This window comes from Terrihabitans aquatilis (assembly GCF_052542005.1).
Genome location: NZ_JBOCUO010000003.1, coordinates 397169 through 419456 on the forward strand (window position 1 = coordinate 397169; position 22288 = coordinate 419456).

20 protein-coding genes are annotated in these 22288 nt (G+C 60.9%); 11 read left to right on the forward strand and 9 right to left on the reverse strand.

Annotation, left to right across the window (positions count from 1 at the left end; translation table 11 throughout):
- Positions 1–105: 105 nt before the first annotated feature.
- The 6 genes from ACQ6S1_RS12800 to ACQ6S1_RS12825 all read left to right on the forward strand — a co-directional run bounded on the left by ACQ6S1_RS12800 (position 106) and on the right by ACQ6S1_RS12825 (position 7731).
- Positions 106–2205 (forward strand): hydantoinase/oxoprolinase family protein, encoded by a 2100-nt coding sequence (locus ACQ6S1_RS12800; protein WP_445041598.1) that lies wholly within the window; start codon positions 106–108, stop codon positions 2203–2205.
- A complete protein-coding gene (locus ACQ6S1_RS12805; RefSeq protein ID WP_445041599.1) occupies positions 2202–3764 on the forward strand; it encodes a hydantoinase B/oxoprolinase family protein in 1563 nt (520 codons plus the stop codon). Before ACQ6S1_RS12800 ends, ACQ6S1_RS12805 begins: the two co-directional genes overlap by 4 nt.
- Before the next feature lie 35 nt (positions 3765–3799).
- The gene (locus ACQ6S1_RS12810; RefSeq protein ID WP_445041600.1) at positions 3800–4756 is read left to right on the forward strand and encodes a Bug family tripartite tricarboxylate transporter substrate binding protein; all 957 of its coding nucleotides are present in this window, start codon (positions 3800–3802) and stop codon (positions 4754–4756) included.
- Positions 4757–4816: 60 nt separating this feature from the next.
- Positions 4817–5254 carry a tripartite tricarboxylate transporter TctB family protein gene (locus ACQ6S1_RS12815; protein ID WP_445041601.1) on the forward strand — a complete coding sequence of 146 codons (438 nt, stop codon included), beginning with the start codon at positions 4817–4819 and terminating at the stop codon, positions 5252–5254.
- A complete protein-coding gene (locus tag ACQ6S1_RS12820) occupies positions 5242–6747 on the forward strand; it encodes a tripartite tricarboxylate transporter permease (protein WP_445041602.1) in 1506 nt (501 codons plus the stop codon). Before ACQ6S1_RS12815 ends, ACQ6S1_RS12820 begins: the two co-directional genes overlap by 13 nt.
- An 84-nt stretch (positions 6748–6831) precedes the next feature.
- Positions 6832–7731, forward strand: a complete 900-nt coding sequence (locus tag ACQ6S1_RS12825; protein ID WP_445041603.1) for a GntR family transcriptional regulator — start codon at positions 6832–6834, stop codon at positions 7729–7731.
- Positions 7732–8061: 330 nt separating this feature from the next.
- Here ACQ6S1_RS12825 and ACQ6S1_RS12830 read toward each other — a convergent pair whose 3' ends face one another.
- The 5 genes from ACQ6S1_RS12830 to bioB are packed head-to-tail and all read right to left on the reverse strand — an operon-like array spanning position 8062 to position 13052.
- A complete protein-coding gene (locus ACQ6S1_RS12830) occupies positions 8062–9051 on the reverse strand; it encodes a beta-ketoacyl-ACP synthase III (RefSeq protein WP_445041604.1) in 990 nt (329 codons plus the stop codon).
- Positions 9048–10301, reverse strand: coding sequence for an adenosylmethionine--8-amino-7-oxononanoate transaminase (locus tag ACQ6S1_RS12835; protein ID WP_445041605.1), 1254 nt, complete (start codon positions 10299–10301; stop codon positions 9048–9050). The genes ACQ6S1_RS12830 and ACQ6S1_RS12835 overlap by 4 nt, the downstream gene beginning before the upstream one ends.
- A complete protein-coding gene (gene bioD, locus ACQ6S1_RS12840) occupies positions 10298–10924 on the reverse strand; it encodes a dethiobiotin synthase (RefSeq protein WP_445041606.1) in 627 nt (208 codons plus the stop codon). The genes ACQ6S1_RS12835 and bioD overlap by 4 nt, the downstream gene beginning before the upstream one ends.
- Positions 10921–12063 carry an 8-amino-7-oxononanoate synthase gene (locus ACQ6S1_RS12845; RefSeq protein WP_445041607.1) on the reverse strand — a complete coding sequence of 381 codons (1143 nt, stop codon included), beginning with the start codon at positions 12061–12063 and terminating at the stop codon, positions 10921–10923. Before ACQ6S1_RS12845 ends, bioD begins: the two co-directional genes overlap by 4 nt.
- On the reverse strand, positions 12060–13052 hold the full coding sequence (gene bioB, locus ACQ6S1_RS12850) for a biotin synthase BioB (protein ID WP_445042022.1): 993 nt from the start codon (positions 13050–13052) through the stop codon (positions 12060–12062). Before bioB ends, ACQ6S1_RS12845 begins: the two co-directional genes overlap by 4 nt.
- Positions 13053–13621: 569 nt before the next feature.
- Here bioB and ACQ6S1_RS12855 point away from each other — a divergent pair.
- From ACQ6S1_RS12855 to ACQ6S1_RS12875, 5 genes are all read left to right on the forward strand, one after another.
- Positions 13622–14446: a hypothetical protein gene (locus tag ACQ6S1_RS12855; protein ID WP_445041608.1), complete on the forward strand. Its 825-nt coding sequence runs from the start codon at positions 13622–13624 to the stop codon at positions 14444–14446.
- A gap of 99 nt (positions 14447–14545) precedes the next feature.
- Positions 14546–14770, forward strand: coding sequence for a hypothetical protein (locus ACQ6S1_RS12860; RefSeq protein WP_445041609.1), 225 nt, complete (start codon positions 14546–14548; stop codon positions 14768–14770).
- Positions 14767–16977: a bifunctional DNA primase/polymerase gene (locus ACQ6S1_RS12865; RefSeq protein ID WP_445041610.1), complete on the forward strand. Its 2211-nt coding sequence runs from the start codon at positions 14767–14769 to the stop codon at positions 16975–16977. Before ACQ6S1_RS12860 ends, ACQ6S1_RS12865 begins: the two co-directional genes overlap by 4 nt.
- 349 nt (positions 16978–17326) lie before the next feature.
- Positions 17327–18136, forward strand: a complete 810-nt coding sequence (locus ACQ6S1_RS12870; protein ID WP_445041611.1) for a hypothetical protein — start codon at positions 17327–17329, stop codon at positions 18134–18136.
- On the forward strand, positions 18072–18557 hold the full coding sequence (locus ACQ6S1_RS12875) for a tyrosine-type recombinase/integrase (RefSeq protein ID WP_445041612.1): 486 nt from the start codon (positions 18072–18074) through the stop codon (positions 18555–18557). The genes ACQ6S1_RS12870 and ACQ6S1_RS12875 overlap by 65 nt, the downstream gene beginning before the upstream one ends.
- A gap of 369 nt (positions 18558–18926) precedes the next feature.
- Here ACQ6S1_RS12875 and ACQ6S1_RS12880 read toward each other — a convergent pair whose 3' ends face one another.
- The 4 genes from ACQ6S1_RS12880 to ACQ6S1_RS12895 all read right to left on the reverse strand — a co-directional run bounded on the left by ACQ6S1_RS12880 (position 18927) and on the right by ACQ6S1_RS12895 (position 22285).
- On the reverse strand, positions 18927–19493 hold the full coding sequence (locus ACQ6S1_RS12880) for a gamma carbonic anhydrase family protein (protein ID WP_445041613.1): 567 nt from the start codon (positions 19491–19493) through the stop codon (positions 18927–18929).
- Positions 19494–19511: 18 nt separating this feature from the next.
- Positions 19512–19901 (reverse strand): nuclear transport factor 2 family protein, encoded by a 390-nt coding sequence (locus ACQ6S1_RS12885; RefSeq protein ID WP_445041614.1) that lies wholly within the window; start codon positions 19899–19901, stop codon positions 19512–19514.
- A 94-nt stretch (positions 19902–19995) separates the two neighbouring features.
- The gene (locus tag ACQ6S1_RS12890) at positions 19996–21537 is read right to left on the reverse strand and encodes a class I adenylate-forming enzyme family protein (RefSeq protein ID WP_445041615.1); all 1542 of its coding nucleotides are present in this window, start codon (positions 21535–21537) and stop codon (positions 19996–19998) included.
- Positions 21524–22285, reverse strand: a complete 762-nt coding sequence (locus ACQ6S1_RS12895) for a nitroreductase (protein ID WP_445041616.1) — start codon at positions 22283–22285, stop codon at positions 21524–21526. The genes ACQ6S1_RS12890 and ACQ6S1_RS12895 overlap by 14 nt, the downstream gene beginning before the upstream one ends.
- Positions 22286–22288 lie beyond the last annotated feature (3 nt).

Below are 22288 nucleotides of genomic sequence, written 5' to 3' on the forward strand. Positions count from 1 at the left end.
CAATCGCCGAAAACGGCCGAAATTCATAGGAAACGGCGTTGCGATACATTGTATTATATGTAGTATGAGAGCAATGCGATCATCTGAAGTCGCAAGGAGGAGCGAATGAATTTCCGCATCGCTGTCGATATCGGCGGCACCTTCACGGATGGGGTAATCGAATCCTTGCCCGGCGGTCAGGTTTTCCTGGCCAAGAGACTGACGACGCACGATGATCCCGGAGAAGCCCTGTCCAAGGTCGTCGATGATCTGCTGGCCGCTGTCGAAGGCAATGGAGGCGAGCTCGCTTCGGATCGGGTGGTGGACGTCGTGCACGGAAGCACGCTTGTCACCAATTGCCTTATCGAGCGGAAGGGGGCTTCCACAGCCCTTGTAACAACCGCTGGAATGGCCGACATCCTCGATATCCGGCGCGAAGTTCGCTACGACCTCTATGACCTCAATCTCGAAATGCCCGACCCGCTGGTTCCGCGCGAAATGCGCTTCGAACTCAGCGAACGCGTTGCAGCTAACGGCAGCGTCATCGCGGCTCCGAATCCGCAGGATGTCGCCGATCTGATCGCACGCATCCGCGCCGCCGGAGTGTCCTCGGTGGCGGTGTCGTTCCTTCACTCCTGCATCAATGCAGAAAACGAGATCGAAGTCGGACGTGCGATTCGCGAAGAGCTACCGGACGTCTCCATCAGCCTGTCGTCGCGTGTCGCATCCGAAATCCGGGAGTTTGAGCGGACGACCACTGCAACGGCGAACGCCTACGTCCAGCCGCTCGTCAAAGCCTACCTCAACGAGCTGGAGAGCCGTCTGAAGCAAGCCGGCATTAGCGCGGCGCTCCGCATCATGCTGTCGAGTGGTGGAACGACGACCGCAGCTGTCGCGGCGGATGTTCCGATCGCGGCCGTGGAATCCGGGCCGGCCGGCGGCGTTCTCAGCGCCGTGAATGCCGGCCGAGCTTCGGGCTTCAATGACGTGTTGGCCTTCGATATGGGGGGCACGACGGCCAAGGTCTGCACCGTGACGGGTGGCGAGCCTTCCGTCGTCCATCTCTTTGAAACGGCACGCGTACGGCGCTTCAAGAAGGGAAGCGGCCTCCCGCTTCTCGTGGCGAGCATCGATCTGATCGAGATCGGCTCCGGCGGCGGAAGCATTGCCCGCGTATCGGATTTGGGCCTGCTGACGGTCGGGCCTGAAAGTGCCAGTTCGCATCCCGGACCGGCTTGCTACGGTCTCGGCGGCAAGGAGCCGACCGTCACAGATGCGGATCTCACACTGGGTTATCTCAACCCGAAATTCTTCCTCGGCGGCAAGATGGAGCTCCACCCCGAGGCCGCGGTTCAAGCGCTGGACGCTGTTGGAGGCCGGCTGAATCTCTCGGCGGAAGACACGGCGAAAGGCATCTTTAATGTCGTGAACGAGGCAATGGCCGGAGCGGCACGCGTCCATATCGCGGAGAAAGCGCAAGACCCGCGCCAGTTTACCTTGATCGCCACCGGCGGTGCCGGGCCTGTTCATGCCGTCGAGATCGCTCGAAAGCTGCGGGTGCCACGTGTCCTTTTCCCGATCGGGGCGGGCACGGGATCATGTCTCGGCTTCCTCGCAGCGCCCGTCCGTGTTGAGCGTTCCTGGTCGCGTCCCTCACGCCTAGATGCGTCCTTCAACTGGGAAGAGGCCCGGACTGCCATGACCGCCATGCGCCAGGCCGCAGGCGAGGAAATCGCCGGCGGGTTGCCGACCTCAACAATCGTGGATTGGTATCTGCTTGTCGAGATGCGCTATTTGGGCCAAGGCGCCAACGTCGTTGTCCGCTTTCCGTATGAGGAGCCGGGTGCCGATTTCGTGCCGTCGTTGATCGACGCCTTCCAGGAGAAATACCGCGAGACCTATGGCGGAACATTGCCGGCAGGCCAGCCGGAGGTCGTGACATGGCGTGTCATCGGCTCAACCCGCCAGGACATCCGTGAATTCGTCTGGCCGACTGTAAGCGATCGAGGAGCGCCGATTGAGCCCGCCGCCCGCCGTGCCGCGTTCTGTCCCGTCGAAGACGCGATGCGCGAGATCCCGGTGTACCACCGCTACGGTCTGCCGCCGGGAACGGCGCTGTCCGGGCCACTGATCCTCGAAGAGGACGAATCCACAATTGTCGTTCCCATGACCGCACGGATCGAGGTCCTCGAGAACCTCAGCATTCTCGTGACGCTGGAGGCATGACCATGAAAGCGCTCGATCCCGTTTCTCTCGAAATCCTCTGGACGCGTCTCGTCAGCCTAGTCGATGAATCCGCCGCGACACTGGTAAGGACATCGTTCTCGAGCATCGTGCGGGAATCCAACGACTACGCCGTTGTTCTGCTCGATCGGAATTGTCAGCTTCTGGCCCAGTCAAGCCAGAGCATTCCATCCTTCATCTGCACGCTGCCGCAGACGGTGCGACACTTCCTCGATGTCTTTCCGCGCGAGGAATTGCGGCACGGTGACATCATGATCACCAATGATCCGTGGCTCGGCACCGGTCATCTGCCGGACATCAACGTGGCGATGCCAATCTTCCAGGGCGAAGTTCTAGTTGGTTTCGCCGGCACCGTGGCCCACGCTCCGGACATTGGCGGAAGGTTAAGGTCGCCGAGCACCGCGGAGCTGTTCGAGGAAGGCCTGCGGATCCCGCGCTCCAAGCTCATCTCGAACGGTGAGATCAACCAAACCCTGGTGCATATCATCCGGGACAATGTTCGCGTGCCCGATCAGGTCATGGGCGACATCTGGGCCCAGGTCGCCGCAAACCGGATGCTGGGACAGCGGCTGCTCGATACGCTCGCCGAAACCAAGTGCGACTTGCAGGCGGTTGGCTCCGAGATGCAGGCCCGCTCCGAACGGGCGATGCGGAGTGCTCTCCAAACCTTGCCCGACGGCAGCTATGAGCACGAGATCAGTGTTGACGGCTTCCTGGAGCCCGTCACGATCCGATGTCGCATCGACGTGCAGGGTGACTGCATCGCCGTCGACTTTGCCGGCTCCTCGCCCCAGGTTCCTCGCGCGATCAATGTCGTGCCGATCTACACTTTCGCCTATTCGGCCTACACGCTGAAATGTGTGCTTGCCCCAAACGTGCCGAACAATGACGGCTCATTTCGGCCCATCCAGGTGTCTGCGCCCTTGGGATCGATCCTCAACCCGCGCTTTCCCGCGGCGGTAAGCGCCCGCGCGATGACGGGACACCTGATCCCGTCCGCCATCATGGGCGCTTTGGCGCAGGCCATTCCGGACAAGGTCAGCGCAGCGCCCGGTTCGCCGCTTTGGTGCGTCCATCTGGCGGGGGCGGACAACGGCAAGCGCTTCGCCTCCACGTTCTTCCTGAATGGCGGGCAGGGGGCGACGGCGCAGAGCGACGGGCTTCCGACGCTCAGCTTCCCCAGCAATCTTTCGAACACACCGATCGAGGTTATCGAAACGCAGGCACCGGTGCGGGTTCTTCAGCGTGCCTTGCGCAGGGGCACCGGCGGAACCGGCCTCCACAAAGGCGGCGATGGCCAGGTCTTCGAAATATTGATGATCGGCGCTGAGCCCGTCACCGCCTCGTTCATGGCCGATCGCCTCAAAACCCCGGCACCTGGCCTTCTTGGTGGCGGCGCCGGCGCGGTGGGACGTGTCCTGCTGGATGGCTCACCCATCGATCCGCGCGAAATTATAACCATTCAGCCGGGCTCGCGCCTGAGCCTCGAAACTCCTGGCGCGGGCGGCTTCGGCACCTCTCAGCGAGGTCCATCCATCTGAGGCACGCGTAGACAATCCATCATCATGCAAGGAGAATGGAAATGCAGATCATGAAATTTGCAGCCGTCGTCGCGGCAACCGTCACAGCTTCGATTTCCGTGGCGCAGGCCGAAGACTGGACTCCCAAGCAGCCGATCGAGATTGTCGTAGGTTTCGCGCCGGGCGGTGGAAGTGACCAAGCCGCACGCACCATCATTGCGGCGGCTCAGGGTGACATCCCCGTGCCGCTCGTGGTGGAGAATAAACCAGGGGCGGCAGGCGTTCTCGCGGCGCAGAATGTCGCCCATGCGAGGCCCGACGGCTATGTTCTGCTCGTGGCAGGCGGTTCGGAATCGACATCGGTGCCGGCGCACCGGGCTGTGCCCTACGATCCCGCGAAGGACTTCACATCGATCATCCGCCTCACGAACAACCCGTTCTTCTTCATCGTGAAATCGGATTCTCCATTCAAGACGATTGGTGACTTTGTTGCTGCGGCAAAGGAGCGGCCGGGCAAGATCTCAGTTGGTAACACCGGCATCGGAAGCCTCCCTCATTCGATTGCACTCATGATGGAGAAGGCTGCCGGAATTGATCTCAAGGACGTGCCGTTCCAGGGTGGCGCCCCGGTCATGCAGGCGCTGCTTGGCGGTCAGCTCGATATCGCCATGGGCGCCACTGAAGAAATCCAGGGACAGATCGAGGCTGGAACCGTGCGCATCCTCGCCGGAAGCGCCGAACAGCGGTCGAGCCATTGTCCCGATGCGCCCACGCTGAAAGAGCTCGGCTACGATGTTATCGCCACGAACATGAAGGGTTTGGTCGGCCCGGCAAACCTTCCGCCCGAGGCGGTGAAGTACCTCCACGATAAATTCCATGCAGCGATGGAGAAGGACGTGTGGAAGGCATTTGCCGAGCGGGTTGGAGAGCCGACGAACTATCAGAACTCCGCCGACTTCGCGCGCTCCCAGACGGAGCAGCTTGACCGCGTTCGAGCCGCCCTGACGCGCTGACCACAAGGACGCGCCTGCCTCGCGCAGCATGCGTTTTCCGGCGGATGAAAGGATATTGCGATGAACCGCGATATGATCGCCGGGTCGTTCGTCCTTCTGGTGGGGGCATCGGCCATTCTTCTCGCGTCTCGATTCCCTGCGGATGGGGAGGGGCCGGCCAGTTCGGCCTATTTCCCGCGGCTTGTCGGCTGGATGATCTGCGGAACTGGAGCGCTGATCTTTGCGCAGGCTCTTTTGACGAGAGAGAAGATACCGGAATGGCGGCTCCGCCCGATCGGAATGCTCCTCGTCGGCATCTTTGCCTTCAGTATCCTTATCGGCTCGGGCGGCCTTGTCCTGGCAGCGGCCTGTTGCGCCTTGATCGGGACCTACGCGGCCCCTTTTACGGGTTTCAAGCAAAGGCTAGTGACCGTCGGCGTCATCACAGCCCTGGCGGTCGTCGTCTTCAAGGTGTTCCTGCAGCTTAACTTCAGCGTGTGGCCGACATGGATCTCTTAAACAACCTCGTTTACGGCATGAGCGTTGCGCTGGCTTTTGATAATATTGGCTATTGTCTTCTTGGCGCGACACTGGGAACCCTGATTGGCGTCCTTCCGGGAATTGGCCCTCTCGCGACTTTTGCTATTCTTCTGCCTATTTCGTTCTACATGCCGGCGGTGGGCGCCATCATTATGCTCGCCGGCGTCTATTATGGTGCGCAATATGGCGGTTCGATCACCTCAATCCTCGTGAACATTCCAGGCGAGGCCTCGACCGTGGTGACCTGCCTGGACGGCCATAAGATGGCGTTGCAAGGACGCGCGGGGGCTGCCTTGGCCGTGGCTGCTCTTGCCTCTCTCTTCGCCGGATGTGTCGTAACGCTTGTCGTGGCCATTGCCGGGCCCACTCTGGTCAAAGTGGCACTACTCTTCGGACCCGAAGAATATGTCGCGTTGCTGACTCTCGGACTCGTCTCCTCGGTGCTCCTTTCCGGAGGGTCCATGGTCAAGGCCGTTGCAATGGCCTTGATCGGCCTGCTTCTCAGCCTGGTGGGCATGGACGTTAATACGGGAACCGACCGTTTTACGTTCGGGCTTCTCGAACTCTCCGACGGCATCGGTTTCACGGCCGTATCGATTGGCCTTTTCGGAATCGCGGAGATCGCGACAAGTATCGAGGAAACCGGCGGGAGGGGGCGGGTCATCGAAAAGATCACCCGACTTTGGCCGACTCGTGAGGATGCCCATCGGTCGATAAAGCCTGTGCTCCGCGGCACCGCGCTTGGAACGGTGCTTGGGATCCTGCCTGGGGGAGGCGGCACCATGGCAGCATTCGGAGCCTACAGCCTCGAGCGAAAGCTCTCGCGGCGGCCTCAGGATTTCGGCAATGGCGCCGTCGAGGGCGTCGCTGGTCCGGAAGCCGCGAACAACGCCGCGGCTCAGGCGAATTTTATTCCGATGCTCAGCCTTGGAATTCCTCCTAATGCTCTGATGGCCCTTATGTTGGGAGCCATGATCACGCATGGGATTACTCCCGGTCCTCAAGTTATGATCAAGCAGCCGGACCTGTTCTGGGGCCTGATCGCCAGCATGTGGATCGGCAATGTTATTCTTGTCATTTTGAACCTGCCGATGATCGGCGTATGGGTATCGCTGCTTCGTATCAAGTACAGTTATCTGTTCCCCGGGATCCTGGTCCTGACAGCGATAGGCGCGTTCTCCGAGTCCAACCGAATATTCGATGTCTACATTCTGATCGTGTTTGCTCTGCTGGGTTACATGTTGAAGAAGCTGGATTTCCCGGCGGCGCCTCTTCTTCTGGGACTTGTTCTCGGCCGGGAATTCGACGAACAGCTTAGACGCGCGCTTCTTCTCGCTGATGGCGACTGGATGACCTTCGTCGAGCATCCCATTGCCTTGGGGCTCCTCATATTGACGGCCATTTTCGTCTTGCTTATCGCTCTCCCAAGCACTCGAAGGGCAAGAAATAGCGCTTTGGCGGCAGAAGATTGATGCGTAAGACGATCAGAGCCTCCTCTCTGGAGCCGGGCAGGGAGTCACGCTCACGCTTACGCCCCGGTCGAGTTTGGTGATCCTATGCGCGAGAGAGAACTCAGTCGCGTGCAGCAGGAGATGGTGGCGAAGATCACCGACTTCATTCGGCGAAATAATCTTCCGGCCGCTTATCACCTCACGGAATCTGAACTCGCGGAAGAGTTCGGGGTGTCGCGGTCACCGGTCCGCGTCGCTCTCAAGGTCTTGGCAGAACGGGGGGTCGTAGTCGCCGCGGCAAACCGGGGCCATTATCTGGCCCAGCACGCCGAAGCCATGCCTGAGGACTCCGAAGCCGAAACGTCGGCATCTGACGTTGCGCTCTATGAGCGGATCGCCATGGATCGGATGCGCGATAACGTTCCGGAACAGTTCACGGAGGCGAGCTTTATGCGGCGTTATTGCGTGTCCCGGACGCAGCTCGTGAGAACCTTGAATCGCCTCGCCCAGGACGGTCTTCTTCGCCGTGGCATTGGCAATGGGTGGGCGTTCATGGCGGTGCTGAATTCCGACGATGCATATGATGCTAGTTATCGCTTCCGGATGTTGATTGAGCCGGCCGGCCTGCTTGAGCCGACCTTCAAGCTCAACAAGGCGGCTCTAGAACGCAGCCGCCGCGCTCATGAGCAAATCTTGAGGCTGTCAGAGAAGAAGGACTTTTACGGAAGAGATCTGTTTGACGTGAACGGGGAATTTCATGAGGCTTTGGCGTCAATGTCGGGAAATCCCTTCATCCTTCAGGGAGTCCAGCAGCAAAACCGGTTGCGGCGGCTAAGTGAGTATTTCTCTTACGCCGACGGAAGCCGGGTAGGTGAACTGGTCCGCGAGCATTTCGAAATTATGGACGCTGTCGTCTCCGGAGATCTCGTGTGGGCATCGACGTTGCTCCGCCGCCACCTGGAGATCGCGAAGCGCCGTCCTCCGCCGTTTCGCAGCACGATATGAAGAAACACTCTCCCCTGCGGCCTCAGCCAATACGTGTTGGGCCAGACAAATGCGGGCTTTGTCGAGGTTAAACATGACTTGATCCCGCTTGGCGCAGGCTGGTAGCAACTAGGCACTCTGTGGCAAGATCTCCAGGTATGCTTCAGATGCGGCTGTCTGTTTGTATGCTGTTGAATCTTGATGAACTTCTTCAAAGCTAACGAAAGGCAACTGACAGTAACCCGCGAGGAACCTTGTGTGTTACGCTCCTAACGTCTGACTGCCTCGGCCGAAACGCCATTGGGCGTTTCCGCTGCTCTTCCTATCAAATCTCTATCCGCTCGAACCGGGTTAGAAGCCGAGGGCTAGGGCGCCACCGGTAAGCCCAGCGCCCGCGGCTGCCAGAAGCAACCGGTCTCCACGACGGAGGCGGCCTTCTGCCTCCGCTATCGAAAGAGACAGCGCGATTGTGCCGGCTGACGAGTTGCCATACTCACCGATCGTTTCGATGAGGCGGTCCTTGGTGAGGCCAAGCTTGTTTGACACGGCCTCGGAGATCCGGGCGTTTGCCTGATGAGGGACGAAATAATCTATCTCGGTAATCTTAAGCCCAGCATGGTCGAGGGCGCGTTCCGAACAGCACGCCATCATATCCACGGCCTGCAAGAAGACCTCTCGCCCATCGCGAAGCGTCATCAATGTTTCCCTTGGATCGGGCGCCTCGGTATACGGCTTGCGGCTGCCCCCGGCAGGGATCGAGATCAGATCATAATGAGCGCCTGACGAAGCGAGATCGACGCCGAGCACGCCGGTCGCGGGATCTTCGGAGGGTGCGAGAAGCGCGGCGCCCGCAGCATCGGCAAAGATAACGGCGCTGGCCCGTTCTTCGGGGTTGATGCGGCGACTAAGGATGTTGCCGGCGATAACGAGAGCGGCGCGGCGATGCGTCCTAACGTAGCCGTCAGCCAGCGTAAGAGCGTAAAGGAAGCCGGAGCACGCACCGGCAAGATCCACCGCTCCGGCCTGTGTTAGGCCGAGCCGGTACGCGACGAGAGGTGCCGTAGGGGGAAGCAGGTGGTCAGGCGTCGAGGTTGCGAGGAGAACGAGGCCAATCTCATCACGGGCAATCCCTGCATTCTGAAGGGGCCGCTCGCCGGCGAGGACAGCCATGTCGCTCATGGCTTCGTCGTCTGCCGCCCAGCGTCGATTGCTGATTCCGGTGCGGCGCAGAATCCATCCGGGCTCCAGCCCCAGCCGCTCCTCGATCTCTGCGTTTGGCACGATCCGCGCAGGTGCGTAATGGCCAAGCCCCACAAGCCGGCTGGTCCGCGCTCGGCTCATGACAATGCCTCTGCGGCGTCTATGATGGCGGTGAACGCAAGGTCTACTTCCTCGCCGATCGTGCAATAGGGCATCATCAGGTAGACGACATTGCCGAGCGGGCGCAGCAGGATATCGCGCTCGCGGAAGAAGGCTCGTAGCCTCGGGCCGATGGCCGCTAGATAACCGTCATCTTTCACCCGAAGATCTAGGGCTGCGATGGTCCCGCACTGGCGGATGTTGTCGAAGCGCGCATCGTGGGACAGCCTCTTGAGCCAGTCTGCCTGCCGTGCGGTGAGCGTCGCAATTCGCTCGTACACCGGCTCCGTCTCCCAGACCGACAGATTGGCTACCGCCGCCGCGCAGGCAATCGGGTTGGCCGTGTAGGAACTGGAATGGAAAAAAGTCCGGCTGCGTTGCGAAGAGAAGAAGGCCTCGTAGATCGCGCTCGTGCACAGCGTCGCCGCCAGCGGAAGGGAGCCGCCGGTCAGTCCCTTGGAGGTGCACAGGATGTCCGGTTGCACATTGGCCTGTTCGCAGGCGAAAAGCGTACCCGTCCGACCCCAGCCGGTCATCACCTCGTCGGCGATGAACAGCACGTCGTGGCGGGTTGCGATGCGGCGCAGTTCCGTCAGCACCTCGGGCGCGAACATCATCATCCCGCCGGCCCCCAGCACCAGCGGCTCGATCAGCAACGCTGCGATATCGCCCGCATGGCACAGCCGCTCGAATTCATCCAGTGTGGGCTGTGGATTCGAACCGGGAAAAGGAATGCGAGCCACTTCAAACAGCAAGGGCTCGTAGGCGTTCGTAAAGACGGAGCGGGCTCCGACCGACATCGCGCCCACGGTGTCGCCGTGATAGCTGTGCTCCATTACCACAATGCGCCGCCGGCCGGTGTTTTGATTGTGGTGGAAGCCCAACGCCATCTTCAGCGCCACCTCCACGGCCGTAGAGCCGCTGTCGGAATAGAACACATGCGCCAGCCCTCCCGGCGCGAGGCGCAGCAGGCCGCGGGCCAGGTCTTCCGCCGCGCCGTGGGTGAACTCCGCGAAGATCACCTGATCCAAGGTCTGCGTCGCCTGGGCAATCGCCGCCATGATCGCAGGATGGCTGTGCCCATGGGTGATGACCCACCACGACGAGATAGCGTCCAGAACATTGCGACTGTCCGAGGTCTCGATGAACGCGCCGTGGGCACGCAGGGCACGCGGGAAAGGGGGCTCAACAGCGTGCTGGGTGAAGGGATGCCAGACGGGAGAACGAGTCACCGAAAAGGCTCCTGAAATGTTCGAATGTCGAAGTTATCGGCAAAGGCTCTCGCGAGAGTGTCGCGGTTCAGCACGTTGAGCCAAGGCAGCCGGCCGAGCCGCCGCACCCCGCTGAGTTCCTGAATGGTGCGCTCGCTGTCCTCCATCGGATCGCCAATGAAGGCTATTCCATGCACCGGGATGGAGCGGGCCCGGAGCGCCTCGAGCGAAAGGAGCGTGTGATTGATGGTCCCAAGGGCGGTGCGGGCGCAAAGCACCGCGGGCAATTTCCAGCGCGTGAAGACATCGGCGAACACGATCCCTCGGGTCAACGGCACCATCAGCCCGCCGGCGCCTTCGATGACCAACGGCCCGTCCACAGCGGGGAGCTCAAGGGCGGCTGGATCGATTTGGACGTCGTCCAGTTCCGCGGCAAGGTGCGGAGAGACTGGGGTGCTCAGCCGCCATGCTTCCGACAGGACGCGACATCCAGAAAGCCGAGCCACGATTTCACTGTCGGTTTCCTCCTGCAGACCAGCCTGCACGGGTTTCCAATAGCTTGCACCCATTGCGCCTGCGAGCGCTGCCGCGAACACTGTCTTTCCGATCCCCGTGTCCGTTCCCGTGACCAGAACTCGTGTCATGCCATCTCGTCCCGAAGGGCGTTGCCGAGCGTATCCATGAGCGCGCGGATCGCCGTTTCATCGACATTCAGCGTGATGGCGATGCGAAGCCTGGCCGTTCCCTCCGGGACGGTTGGCGGGCGGATGGCGCGGACATCGAAGCCGGCGGATTGAAGACAGTCGGCAAGAGCGATCGCGCGGGCATTGCTGCCGACGATGACGGGCAGAATTTGTGAACCGCTCCAGGGCAGTCCAAGTGTGTGCAAGCGTTCGCCGGCGAATTCGACCAAGGCCTGCAACCGAGCACGACGTTCCGCGTCCTCAGCGACCAGACGCAGCGCAGCGCGAATCGCAGCCGCCACTAATGGACTAGGCGAAGTGGCATAGATGAAAGGGCGGGCCCGATTGACGAGGTAATCGCACAGCATGGGATCGGCGGTTACCAATGCGCCAGAGACGCCCAGCGCCTTGCCACAGGTGTGCACCACAACGACGTTCTCATCACCTTCAACATCGGCAGAGAGACCACGTCCATTCTCTCCAAACACGCCCGTGGCATGTGCCTCATCCACGATCAGGAAAGCTTCATGGCGCTCGGCAAGGCTTGCCAGATCGGCGAGTGGTGCCCGGTCGCCATCCATTGAATACAGGCTTTCCACGACGATCCAGGGCGTCCCGCTACCGCCTGCCGCGCGCCATGCGCAGATCGCGCGGTCCATGGCCTCTGCGCTGTTATGCCGAACGGTCTGTGCCGTCGCACGGCTGAGGGCGATGCCCTCATGTGCGCTGGCGTGAATGAGCTCGTCATGAACAATGAGGTCGCCGCGCTGTGGAAGCGTCGACAACACCGCCACGTTGGCTGCGTACCCGCTGCCGAAGAACAGCACCTTCCGCGCTCCGAAGAAGGCGGCGGCTTCCGCCTCCAGCGCCTCGAATTCCGAATGATTGCCGCGCAAAAGGCGTGATCCGCCGGCGCCCACGGGCACCCCTCGATCAAGCGCCTCGCAGATAGCGGGGGCAAGACATCCGGAACCGGCGATCCCGAGATAATCGTTGGATGTAAAGTCCAGCCCAGTGCCTAACGAGAGGCTGCGCCGCCGCCCTTTTCGCCTAAGACCCTCCAATGTGCGCCCGAACCGTGCCAGCGCGGGAAGGTTCATTCGGCGGCGTCCAGTTCCATCGGCATGATGCCGAGCCGACGAAACAAGGCCTGGTCACGGTCTTCGCCGGGATTTTCGGCGGTCAGCAAGGTCTCACCGATGAAGATCGAATTGGCACCGGCAAAGAAGCACAGGGCCTGCATCTCGTCCGTCATGTCGTTCCGGCCAGCGGACAGACGCACGTAAGAACGCGGCATCAGGATGCGGGCCAGCGCGATAGTGCGCACGAACTCGATCGGATCAAGTTGTTTAGCCTCGCCGAGCGGTGATCCCTCGATGGGGATGAGCATGTTGATCGGCACACTCTCGGGCGGCTCCGGCAGGTTGGCGAGCGTCACCAGCATGGACACGCGATCGGCCGCCCCTTCGCCCATGCCGACGATTCCCCCGGCGCAGACTTTCATGCCGGCCTCCCGGACATGATTGAGGGTCTCAATGCGGTCGGCAAAGGTGCGCGTTGTGATGATCTCGCCGTAGAAACGTTCCGATGTATCGATGTTATGGTTGTAATAATCGAGACCGGCGTGGGCGAGCGTCTGGGCCTGTTGCGGGCTCAGCATGCCGAGCGTCATGCATGTCTCCATGCCGAGAGCTTTTACGCCTTCGACCATCGCCACGATGACATCCATGTCGCGATCCTTGGGGCTGCGCCAGGCGGCACCCATGCAATACCGCGTGGCGCCGCCCTCACGAGCCTTGCGTGCTTCGGCAAGAACCCGCTCGACCTCCATCAGCTTGGAGGCCTTCAAGCCTGTCGGATTGTGCGCCGACTGGCTGCAATAGCCACAATCCTCCGGGCATCCTCCCGTCTTGATCGACAGCAATCGACTGACCTGAACCGCGTTCGGATCGAAAAACTGGCGGTGGACCGACTGGGCTCGAAATAGGAGGTCGTTGAAGGGTAGATTGTATATGGCCTGCGCTTCTGCCTCGGAAAGTGCTCCTGAGTCAGCGGGAAACCTTTCCCCGTAAGGGCGGGCTATAGTCATGGACATAGCTGGCTTCCCTTCCATTCGAACACAACATCAGGACGGCGTTTTTGAGATGCCTGTCTTTATCCGAAGTTCATGAGTATGCGGAAGAGGCGTGAACTCCGAGGTGCGAGCGGCTAGAGCGCTTCCTAGTCAAAAAGGCCTCTCGAAGGCAATCGGAGTTCGAATGACGATCCCCAAGTTGGAGCCTAACACGGCCGCGTTCCGACTTTCATTTCGAAATGGTCGTACTTACGGAGGGGAAGGACGTTGTGCGGGGAGCTGGTTCTAATATGCATCGGAGAGTTACGCCGCCTGAGTACGCGCATACCCTTAATCCTCATTCCTCCCAAACCTTCCCAAGTGCTCATCATGGGGGTGGCTACGCACGCGGGCGCGTGAGGGCAGCCCCCACCCCTGCCGCAGCCCTGCACGAGGCCCGTCAAGGTACCGTCACCGCCGCCACACCGTCACAGCGGGTGGAACGTGACGGCGTGACGTGCGTGACGGCACTTTAGGAGCGCCCAACCTGGCCGTATAGGGGGAGGGGTAGGCCCCCACAGGGATGGCACCTAAAGGATCGCGCTATGCAAGACTCTTCCGACGATTTGCCGGAGCGGACCGAAGCCGAAACTCCGCCTCGAACTTCAGCGTGGTGGGGCGGCGAAGTTTGGGCGGAGCTCGAGGGCCGGTTCTCGGAGCTTCAAGAACTCGTCATCGGAGTGCGCCTTGAAACTGAACAAGCAGCTCGAGGCGAGAGGCTGAGGAAAGGAACACCGGCGCGGAAGGCTGAGTGGCGGAGTCAAGCTCCGGTCGCGTATGATCGTCAGGTAGACATGGAAGTCCGCGCGTGGAACCTCATTCCTTACGTCGGCGCTATCAACCAAGTAGATATTCAGGCCCGCATCGACCACGCCGCACGGCTCGTTCCTTCTTTGAAGCAGCGCTTCGCCGCAAGGCAGCTGACTCCAGAGTTCATGAATGAATGGGGTGCGTTCTGCACCTCCGCAGGTGCTGTACAGCTGGTCTATCTTTCAGAGACTGAGGTAAGCGCCGCCAGGAAAGGTAAAGCGGGCGGCGACGCCGTCTCGACCGCGGGGCAGCGCCGCTGGTTCGCCCATTACTTCTTGCAGGTGTACGAAGGCCGCGGAAAACGCGATCGCGCTGAGCTAGCACTTGAGCGGCTAATCAATGCCATCGTCGACGGCGAAATTGCTGTTCCGTCTCGCTGGGACGTTGAGTGGTTTGAGCGCTTCTTGGACCTTCGTGACAATAAAGCATCGAACTCCCGGTATGGCCATTTAGCAGAGGCTTACCGTGGCGATCAGCTCTCCGTAGCTGAAATGAAACGCCTCATCCTTCAGCCGCCAGATGAGATCCCACCACTGGACCTTCAAATCCCGGAACCTTAGGTCGGGGGGAAGTCACCCTCCCGAGTTTCCCCATCTTCGCATTGCTGGTGGCCATCGGCGCTTCTTCCGAAACCTCCCTATTTTGCGGAGCGCTGCAACATGACTTCTTTTATCCAAGGGCAGCAGGCTGCACGGCTTGCTGACGAGAAACTCTGCACGATCAAGGCTGCCGCCCAGGCACTGGGTGTCCATGAATGGGCGCTTCGCCGTGCCATCAAGCGCGGCTTCGTCCCCGCTTACACCCCGTTTAACAGCCGTCGCCTTGTCCGCTTGTCGGAAGTGGTCGCGGCAATCGACGCCTCCAAAGTTGGGGGTGCGGCATGAGCGGCAACATATTCGCAGACAACGCACCCACCTTCTGGGATCGGGACCTCCGCGTCATCCCTCTTGAGCCGAACTCAAAGCGGCCGGCAAAGGGGCTCAAGAGCTGGCAGGCTTACCTTGCCTCGCCTCCCAGTGAAAAGACCCGCGGGCAATGGCTTAATCTGTTTGCCGATCATGGAATCGGCCTCCTTCTGGGAACCGAAGCCGTGCAGGGCTTCCTTCTCAGCGCTCTGGATGTCGATGATGACAAGCTCACCGCATTCTTCCTTAAATTTCTGGGTCTCGTCGGCGAGGCCCCAACGAACGTGCTCTCGGGCAAGCGTGGCAAGAAGGGCATTACGATCTTCGTTCGCGCTCCGATGGCGGGCGGTTTCAAGTCCCAGAAGCTTGAAGGTGGCGATGGGCTGGGCGACGTGGACGTGCTTGGATCGGGTAGGATGACGGTGATGCCGCCTTCGGTCCATCCAGACACCGGCATGGCTTACGAGGCCGTGGGCAAGGCGATCCTTGAGGTGAGCTACGATAGCCTTCCTGTGGTCACGGGCCACGAAATGGCTCTGATCAAGGTTGTGATCGGGTCGGATTACACCGCTGCCATCATCGGCGGAAAGACAACTCACGAGGCTGGTGTCGGCCTATCGGCCCAGCTTGTCGCTTCGGGTGCCACCGATGAAGAGATCCGCTCCCTCTTCGAGGCCCTTCTTCCGGACGACTACAACGGCGACACACTGGAGGAGCTTCCCGGCTGGGTCGCTTCGGCTCGGGAAAAAGGGTTCGGCACTGAACGCTCCGATAAGAAGAGCCTAACTGCGGCTCTCGTTGGCCTCGTTACGAGCAGCTCCGCTGAGCTCTTCAATGATGGTGACCGGACGGCTTTTGCTTCGGTGCCGATGCAAGAGGGCATCGCAACTTATCGGGTGCTTTCGGAGGACTTCGCTCTTTGGCTGCGCCATCAGGCGCATGTCACGCTTGGCAAAGCCGTGGGCGCCGGCCCTCTGACGGAGGCACTGGGAACCATCGAGGCACTGGCCCTTTTCGAAGGCGCTACTCGTCGCATCGATATTCGCGTGGCGGGCGATGACCAGAAGATCGAGATCGATCTCGGCACACGCGACGGGCGTACCGTCGCGATTACGAGTGATGGGTGGAAAGTTAATCCCACCTCTCTGCACAAGTTCGTGCGCGGTGCCGGGTTCGACGTTCTGCCTGAACCTGCTCGGGGTGGTTCACTGCGTGTCCTCCAAACCTTCCTGGGGCTGGACGATCAGAACTACAACCTTCTGATTGCCTTCTTGCTGAATGCGCTGAAGCCAACGGGTCCGTACTTCATCCTTCTCGTGGAAGGAGAGCAGGGCTCCGGCAAAAGCTTCTTCTGCGAGGTCATCAAACGCGTCATCGACCCCAATAAGGCGTCCCGCCTCCGTCTGCCGGACAACGAGAAGGACCTGATGATCCAGGCCAAGGATTATCGCCTTCTCAACTTCGATAACGCCTCCGGCATGCGTGGGGATATGTCCGACGTCCTATGCGCTCTCGCCACCGGGAGCGGCATTGCAGTTCGTAAGCTGTACACCAACGGCGATCTGCACGTCATGACCTACGCTCGCCCGTTCGTCATCAACGGCATTGCTGGTTATGCGAACCGCGCGGACCTTATGGAACGTGCCATTCCGATCAAGCTGCCCCCTATGCAGGAGGGCAGCCGCAAGACGGAAGCAGAAATGCTAGCGGAGTTCGAAAGCATCCTTCCTGGTGTCCTGGGCGCGCTTTACGATGCTGTTGCGGCAGCGCTCCGCAACTATCACCAGGCGGACTTCCCTCGTCATATCCGCATGGCGGACTCTGCTCGCTTTATCCATGCGGCCGACGCGGCTTTCGACGAGCCTGGCGCCATCATCAATGCCATCACCGCTGCGCAACACAACTTCATCGTTGATCGCATCAGCGATGAGCCACTCGTCATCAAACTCCGCGCCATAACCCGGCACGGAACTTTCACCGGATATGTGGCGGACCTCTTCGCGACATTCGATCTTTCCGACCAGGGTCTCCCCCGGTCGCCGTCGCGTCTATCCAACGCACTCGATCGCATGCGTCCCGCCATGGCAAAAGCGGGCGTGTACGTCGAGTTCATGGCGCGGGATCGCCGCGGACGTCCGCTGAAGATCTGGTCGGATCCGACGGAGGGCGGCGTCCCGAAGTTCTAGCGTGACGCGTGACGAGGGTGACGACGATTCACCATCATCCCCGTCAGCCCTGGGGAGGGGTACTCCCCCCAGGGCCCCCCCGTACCCCGTGGGGCGCCGTCACAGCCGCCACACCCACACAGAACACCGTCTGTTGCCGCGATTTCAACCTTGATGAAGTAGAGATTCGAAATACAACGAGGCTAGACGTCTCTTCGGCTCTCGTTATTTCTGGTTCTGCCGGTTACTCCCGTGGTTACAGCGAGAGCAGCTGTCCGATCTCCAAAAAATTTATTGCGATTACTTGTGCGGGTTACAGCGGCGTGTTTCCATTTTCCTTTTTCATGCCTGTAGGTGATGGGCTCACAAAATGGATTTTTCAGTCAAACTCACGAAGCGGACGCGCAAACGCAAGCTGAAAACAGGACAGGTGGTTCTCCACGATCGCTACGTCCTGAACTACCGAGATCCCAACAGCGGCCTGCGCCGTCAGGAGTTCTTTGAGCGGAAGAAAGAGGCTGAAGCCCGCCAGCGCGAGCTGCAGAACCAAGTGGCGGACAATGCTTACGTGGACCAGCGCGCGGTGCCCACCGTGGAAGACGCGGTGAAGCACTGGCTGGCCGACCGTGAGGGCAAGGTGAAGGCCACCACTCTGGCCGGCTACAAGGTCGTGACGAAATGCATTGTCGGACCGCTTCTGGTCGGCACGCGGCGGGAGAGGGCGGAATACACGGCGACGAAGGCGAAGCCGAAGAACGCCACCTTTCTCAAGATGCTGGGCGACGTGAAGCTGAATGAGCTGACCACGGCGATGATCCGGCCTTGGCATCGCACGCTGGTTGAGCAGTGCGGGCAGTACACCGCCAACCGCGCAAAGGCGCACCTCAAGTCGGTCTTGGCGCTGGCAGAGGAGGATTTCAACATCCGGGCGCCGTCTATGCCGACAGGCCTGAGCCGGGCTCGTCACAAGGCTAAGAAGGCCATCCTGAGCACCGAAGACATTCCGGGCCATCGTCGTCGCAGCGAAGGACGACGGGGAACACGGGATCTATTATGCCCTCCCGTTCTTGGCAGGCACGCGCCCAAGCGAACAACTCGGCCTGCTTTGGGAGGATGTGGACTTCGACAAGAATGTCATCCGCATTCGACGAATTCAGGAGCGGGACGGCACGTTCACTGAAATGACGAAGACGGAGGCAGGCACTCGCGAGATTCCGATGGGCGCAATCCTTCGCGAGATGCTGCTGGAATGGCGGGTCCGCTGTCCCCGCAAGGGCAAGGGGCTTTATCGTGTCTTTCCTGGCCCCGGCCGGCTTCAGCCTTGGCCCAAGCCCCGCATCGGAGGCGGCGGGCCGCTGCTCTACCAGAACTTCCGCCGCCGCTATTGGGAACCAGCCTTTGAACGGCTGAAGCTGCCCTATGTCACGCCGCACTCTGCCCGGCACTCGTTCATCTCGACGCTCCAGGCTCAGGGCATCGAGGTCGGTCTAGTGGCGCAGATCGCCGGCCATGCCAATCCGACGGTGACGCTCGGCCATTACACGCAGGCTGTTCGAGGTGGCGCTGCGGCGGTGGCCGCGCTGGACGCCGCCTATGGGTGAGGTGAGGTGCAGGCCGGGCGCACGCAGCGGAGCAGGGACGTACGCGGACGGCCTGTCAATCTTCTCATACCTTCCTGCTCCAGCGAGGCCGAAGGGACTCGGAGCTGGCAACAAACTCGCCTTTGCTCGCGTTGCCGGATGTCGGTCAAAGTAACGGACACTTCTGCCACAGCATCAGGATCTGGAATGTGCCGTGGGTGAAGGTACTTCAGCGAGTCGGCGTTGCCACATAGGGAAGTGTGTGGCGTCGGCGCAAAAAAAAAGGAGCAAGAGAGAATCCATGCCGCGTTTGTCGAGGGGCAAGAGGAGTCGGTGGCGTGAAAGACATCTCGTCCTAAGACTGACGCGGCATAAAGTGGTTGCATGTTCTCAAAGATCGGACCTGCCGACGGGGGCAAGTTCATTTTTGAAGCGCTCAGCATTGCGTGCGTAGAGCGCGGACACCTCCAGGAATTCCCGGAGTTCTTCCTCGCTTAAAACGCGACGTAGTTGGGCTGGCGCACCGGTCCACAACTCGCCTCGTTTGACTCGTTTGCCCGCGGTAAGGAGTGCGCCCGCGCCGACGATGCCGCCTCCTTCCACCACCGCGCCATTCAGGATAGTGGAAGCCATCCCCACGAATGCTCCGTCTTCCAGCGTACAGCCATGAATGAGACAGGAATGACCGACGGTGACATCGTTGCCAATGAAGGTGGCGAAGGGGCCTGGATCGACGTGGATTATCGTATTGTCCTGAACATTTGTCCGGGCACCGATGCGGATACTGTTGGCATCACCGCGTAAAACGCAATTGAACCAGATTCCCGATTCGGGGCCGATCTCTACGTCTCCAATGATGGTGGCGGTGGGTGCGACCCAGGCGGACGGCGCCGTCCGGGGGGCATGGTCGCCGAGACGATAGAAAGTTGACGGAGCAGTAGCAGCCAGGTTGTCCATGGAATACTTTCTTTCCGCTTACAGATAGTAGGACTTGTGCATGATCTTCCATTCGCCCTTGCAAAGCGCAAGGTTGAAAAGATCCTGACCTTCGAGCGTCCGTTCTCCCATGACGAAGGCAAACGGAACGCGCACGCTGGCGATGTGATCGACAATGCGGATGTCGATCTCTTTCGCTTTTTCCTCAGCGTTGTCGAACTTGCTGTGGAGGGCGCCGATGGTCTCGACGAACTCGTTGAGGGTCAGCGTCCGGATCTCGTCGCCTTTTACGTAGTAATGCGCGATGTTTGCCTTGGGATCGAAAGTGGCACGAAAGCCCGCTTCGTCCCAATTGCGCACCGCATCCAGATAGCGCTCGATCACGGCGCGGACTGCGCCCATCTGATCGGCGCTGCTCGCTTCGGTCATGCCTGTAGTTCCTTCTTTTGTTGTCGAGAGCGTCGGCCGGAAACTGCCGGCCGCCTAGGGATAAGCGGGGGCGGTGATGCCACGTTCATTCGTTTCAGATGTTGCGTCCGCTCCAGTAACGGGCACGTATTTCGCGCTTGAGGACTTTTCCGACATTGCTGCGTGGCAGTTCCGACCAAACGATTACTTTTTTCGGTGTTTTGATGCTTCCGAGCTGTTTCTTGCACAGGGCGATGATCTCATCCTCGGATATGGTTTCGCCCGGCTTCAGTTCGATTACGGCGGTGACGGCCTCGCCCCATTTCTCATCCGGCGTGCCGATCACGGCGCAGTCCTGGACGGCGGGATGACGCCAGATCACCTGCTCCACCTCTCCAGGGAAGACGTTGAAGCCGCCGCTGATGATGATGTCCTTGCTGCGGTCGACGAGGCGCACATATCCGCGCTCGTCCCTCACGCCGAGATCCCCGGTGCGGAACCAGCCTCCGCGCAGCGCCTTGCGCGTTGCCTCGTCATTGGCGGCATAGCCCTTGAACAGGTTCGAGCCGCGGCAGACCACCTCACCCGTGATTCCATCCGCCACCGCCTCGCCGTTTTCGCTGACGACGTCGATCATCGTCAGGGGACTGCCGCGGCCGATGCTGCCAAACCGGGCCGGATTCTCCGCAAGCGCTGCCGCGTGTTCGCGCGGCGACATGATCGAAACGGTGCTGGTCGCCTCGATCAGCCCGTAGAGTTGGGTCATTACCGGGCCGAAGACTGACCAGGCTTCCCTCAGCTTCTCAACCGAAATGGGAGCCGCTCCGTACATGAAGTATCTGAGGGACGAAAAGTCGAATGAGCGCACGTCCGGCTCGGTCAGCATCATGTAGAGCAGGGTGGGCGGCACGAAGATGTGCGTGATCCGGTGGCGGCCGATCGCCTCGAGAATGTCGCGCGGGCGGGGCTTTGACAGGATGACGTTGAGCCCGCCCTGGGCGAAGATGGACAGGGCAACATCGCCGGCCACATGCGTCAGCGGCGTCACCGCCAGATTGACCGGCGGCTCGTCCATCGGCAGAGCGAGACGGTAGTTCGATATGAGGGTCGACCAGTTTCGGCTCGCCCGCATGACACCCTTCGGCAGGCCCGTCGAGCCCCCCGTTGTCAACAGGGTAACGACATCCTCTGATCCGACATCCGTATCGATTGCGCTGGTATCCGCGTTGCGGACGAATTCGTCCATCGTCATGCAGCCATCCGCGGTGCCATCGATCACGACGATGCCCCGCAGGCTCGGAATCGCGGTGCGTATCTGCTCCACGGCCTTCGCAAAGTCGACATGGATGAACAGCCATTCCGGTGCGAACATGCGCATTGCATCGACACATTCATCGGCCGTGGCGCGCGGGTTGAGTGGCAGCGCCTGGAGCGGCAGGCGCTGAACAGCGAGCTGCACCGCGAACGTTGCGGGATGGTTCGGCAGCCAGCTGGCAATCCGGGCGCCGGGAACAAGGCGGAGATCGGCCAGCGCGTTGGCAAGGCGCAGGCTGAGCTCGCGGAGCCGCGCATAGCTCCAAGTCTCACCCTCGAACCATACGGCCGGGGCATTGGGCGATGCCAGCGCAGCCTTGTCAAAGAAATCAGGAAGTCGCATCGCATTGCTCCGCACAAATCGGATCTCGGTCCGCTCCGCCCGCGGCAACCGTACTCACAAAGCGGGTGAACGCCTCGACCGGCTCGCGCTCGGACCGGAGGCAGTTGGCGACGGCCTGCGGATCCGCATAGCCGAGAGACATGCCGCAAACGATGAGCTCGGCGTCTGGAACGCCGGCCACGTCGCGAACCACATCGTGGTAATGGCGCCAGGCAGCCTGGCAGCAGGTGTCGAGTGCCTCGCCGCGCGCGGCCAGCATGACGGACTGCATGAAGATGCCGAGATCCAGCCAGCTTCCCAGGCCAAGTTCGCGGTCCAGCGTGAAGATGAGGCCGACCGGCGCGCCAAAGAACTCGAAGTTACGGCCGGCCGCAGTCCAACTCGCGGCACGATCGCCCTTGGTGATGCCGAGCAGGTTATAAAGACCCCAGCCCACCTCCCGCCTGCGGGTCCGGTAGGGATCCGCGAGCGGTTCGGGGTTGTAATCATATTCGCCGAAGGGTTTTGGGCCTCGTTCGCGCTCGGGTTCGGCCAGGCGCATGCGACTGGCGCGTGCCACTAGTTCGTCGCGGGCGTCCCCCGTCAGTACATAGACATGCCACGGCTGCATGTTGGTGCCGCTCGGTGACCGTGCGGCTGTGGCGAGAATGCGCTCCAAGACATCGCGCGGCACCGGCGTGGGCTGGAACGCTCGGATAGAGCGGCGCCCGGCTATCAGAGCTTGCGTGTACTCACGGTCAGGCATCATTTT

Bases quoted from the DNA above. Each gene is read 5' to 3' on its own strand.
- ACQ6S1_RS12870 (WP_445041611.1), top strand. From the start codon at position 17,327: ATGGATTTTTCAGTCAAACTCACGAAGCGGACGCGCAAACGCAAGCTG.
- ACQ6S1_RS12805 (WP_445041599.1), top strand. From the start codon at position 2,202: ATGACCATGAAAGCGCTCGATCCCGTTTCTCTCGAAATCCTCTGGACG.
- bioB (WP_445042022.1), bottom strand. From the start codon at position 13,052: ATGACTATAGCCCGCCCTTACGGGGAAAGGTTTCCCGCTGACTCAGGA.
- ACQ6S1_RS12880 (WP_445041613.1), bottom strand. From the start codon at position 19,493: ATGGACAACCTGGCTGCTACTGCTCCGTCAACTTTCTATCGTCTCGGC.
- bioD (WP_445041606.1), bottom strand. From the start codon at position 10,924: ATGACACGAGTTCTGGTCACGGGAACGGACACGGGGATCGGAAAGACA.
- ACQ6S1_RS12855 (WP_445041608.1), top strand. From the start codon at position 13,622: ATGCAAGACTCTTCCGACGATTTGCCGGAGCGGACCGAAGCCGAAACT.
- ACQ6S1_RS12830 (WP_445041604.1), bottom strand. From the start codon at position 9,051: ATGAGCCGAGCGCGGACCAGCCGGCTTGTGGGGCTTGGCCATTACGCA.
- ACQ6S1_RS12815 (WP_445041601.1), top strand. From the start codon at position 4,817: ATGAACCGCGATATGATCGCCGGGTCGTTCGTCCTTCTGGTGGGGGCA.
- ACQ6S1_RS12895 (WP_445041616.1), bottom strand. From the start codon at position 22,285: ATGATGCCTGACCGTGAGTACACGCAAGCTCTGATAGCCGGGCGCCGC.
- ACQ6S1_RS12845 (WP_445041607.1), bottom strand. From the start codon at position 12,063: ATGAACCTTCCCGCGCTGGCACGGTTCGGGCGCACATTGGAGGGTCTT.
- ACQ6S1_RS12820 (WP_445041602.1), top strand. From the start codon at position 5,242: ATGGATCTCTTAAACAACCTCGTTTACGGCATGAGCGTTGCGCTGGCT.
- ACQ6S1_RS12810 (WP_445041600.1), top strand. From the start codon at position 3,800: ATGGAAATGCAGATCATGAAATTTGCAGCCGTCGTCGCGGCAACCGTC.
- ACQ6S1_RS12860 (WP_445041609.1), top strand. From the start codon at position 14,546: ATGACTTCTTTTATCCAAGGGCAGCAGGCTGCACGGCTTGCTGACGAG.
- ACQ6S1_RS12890 (WP_445041615.1), bottom strand. From the start codon at position 21,537: ATGCGACTTCCTGATTTCTTTGACAAGGCTGCGCTGGCATCGCCCAAT.
- ACQ6S1_RS12885 (WP_445041614.1), bottom strand. From the start codon at position 19,901: ATGACCGAAGCGAGCAGCGCCGATCAGATGGGCGCAGTCCGCGCCGTG.
- ACQ6S1_RS12865 (WP_445041610.1), top strand. From the start codon at position 14,767: ATGAGCGGCAACATATTCGCAGACAACGCACCCACCTTCTGGGATCGG.
- ACQ6S1_RS12800 (WP_445041598.1), top strand. From the start codon at position 106: ATGAATTTCCGCATCGCTGTCGATATCGGCGGCACCTTCACGGATGGG.
- ACQ6S1_RS12825 (WP_445041603.1), top strand. From the start codon at position 6,832: ATGCGCGAGAGAGAACTCAGTCGCGTGCAGCAGGAGATGGTGGCGAAG.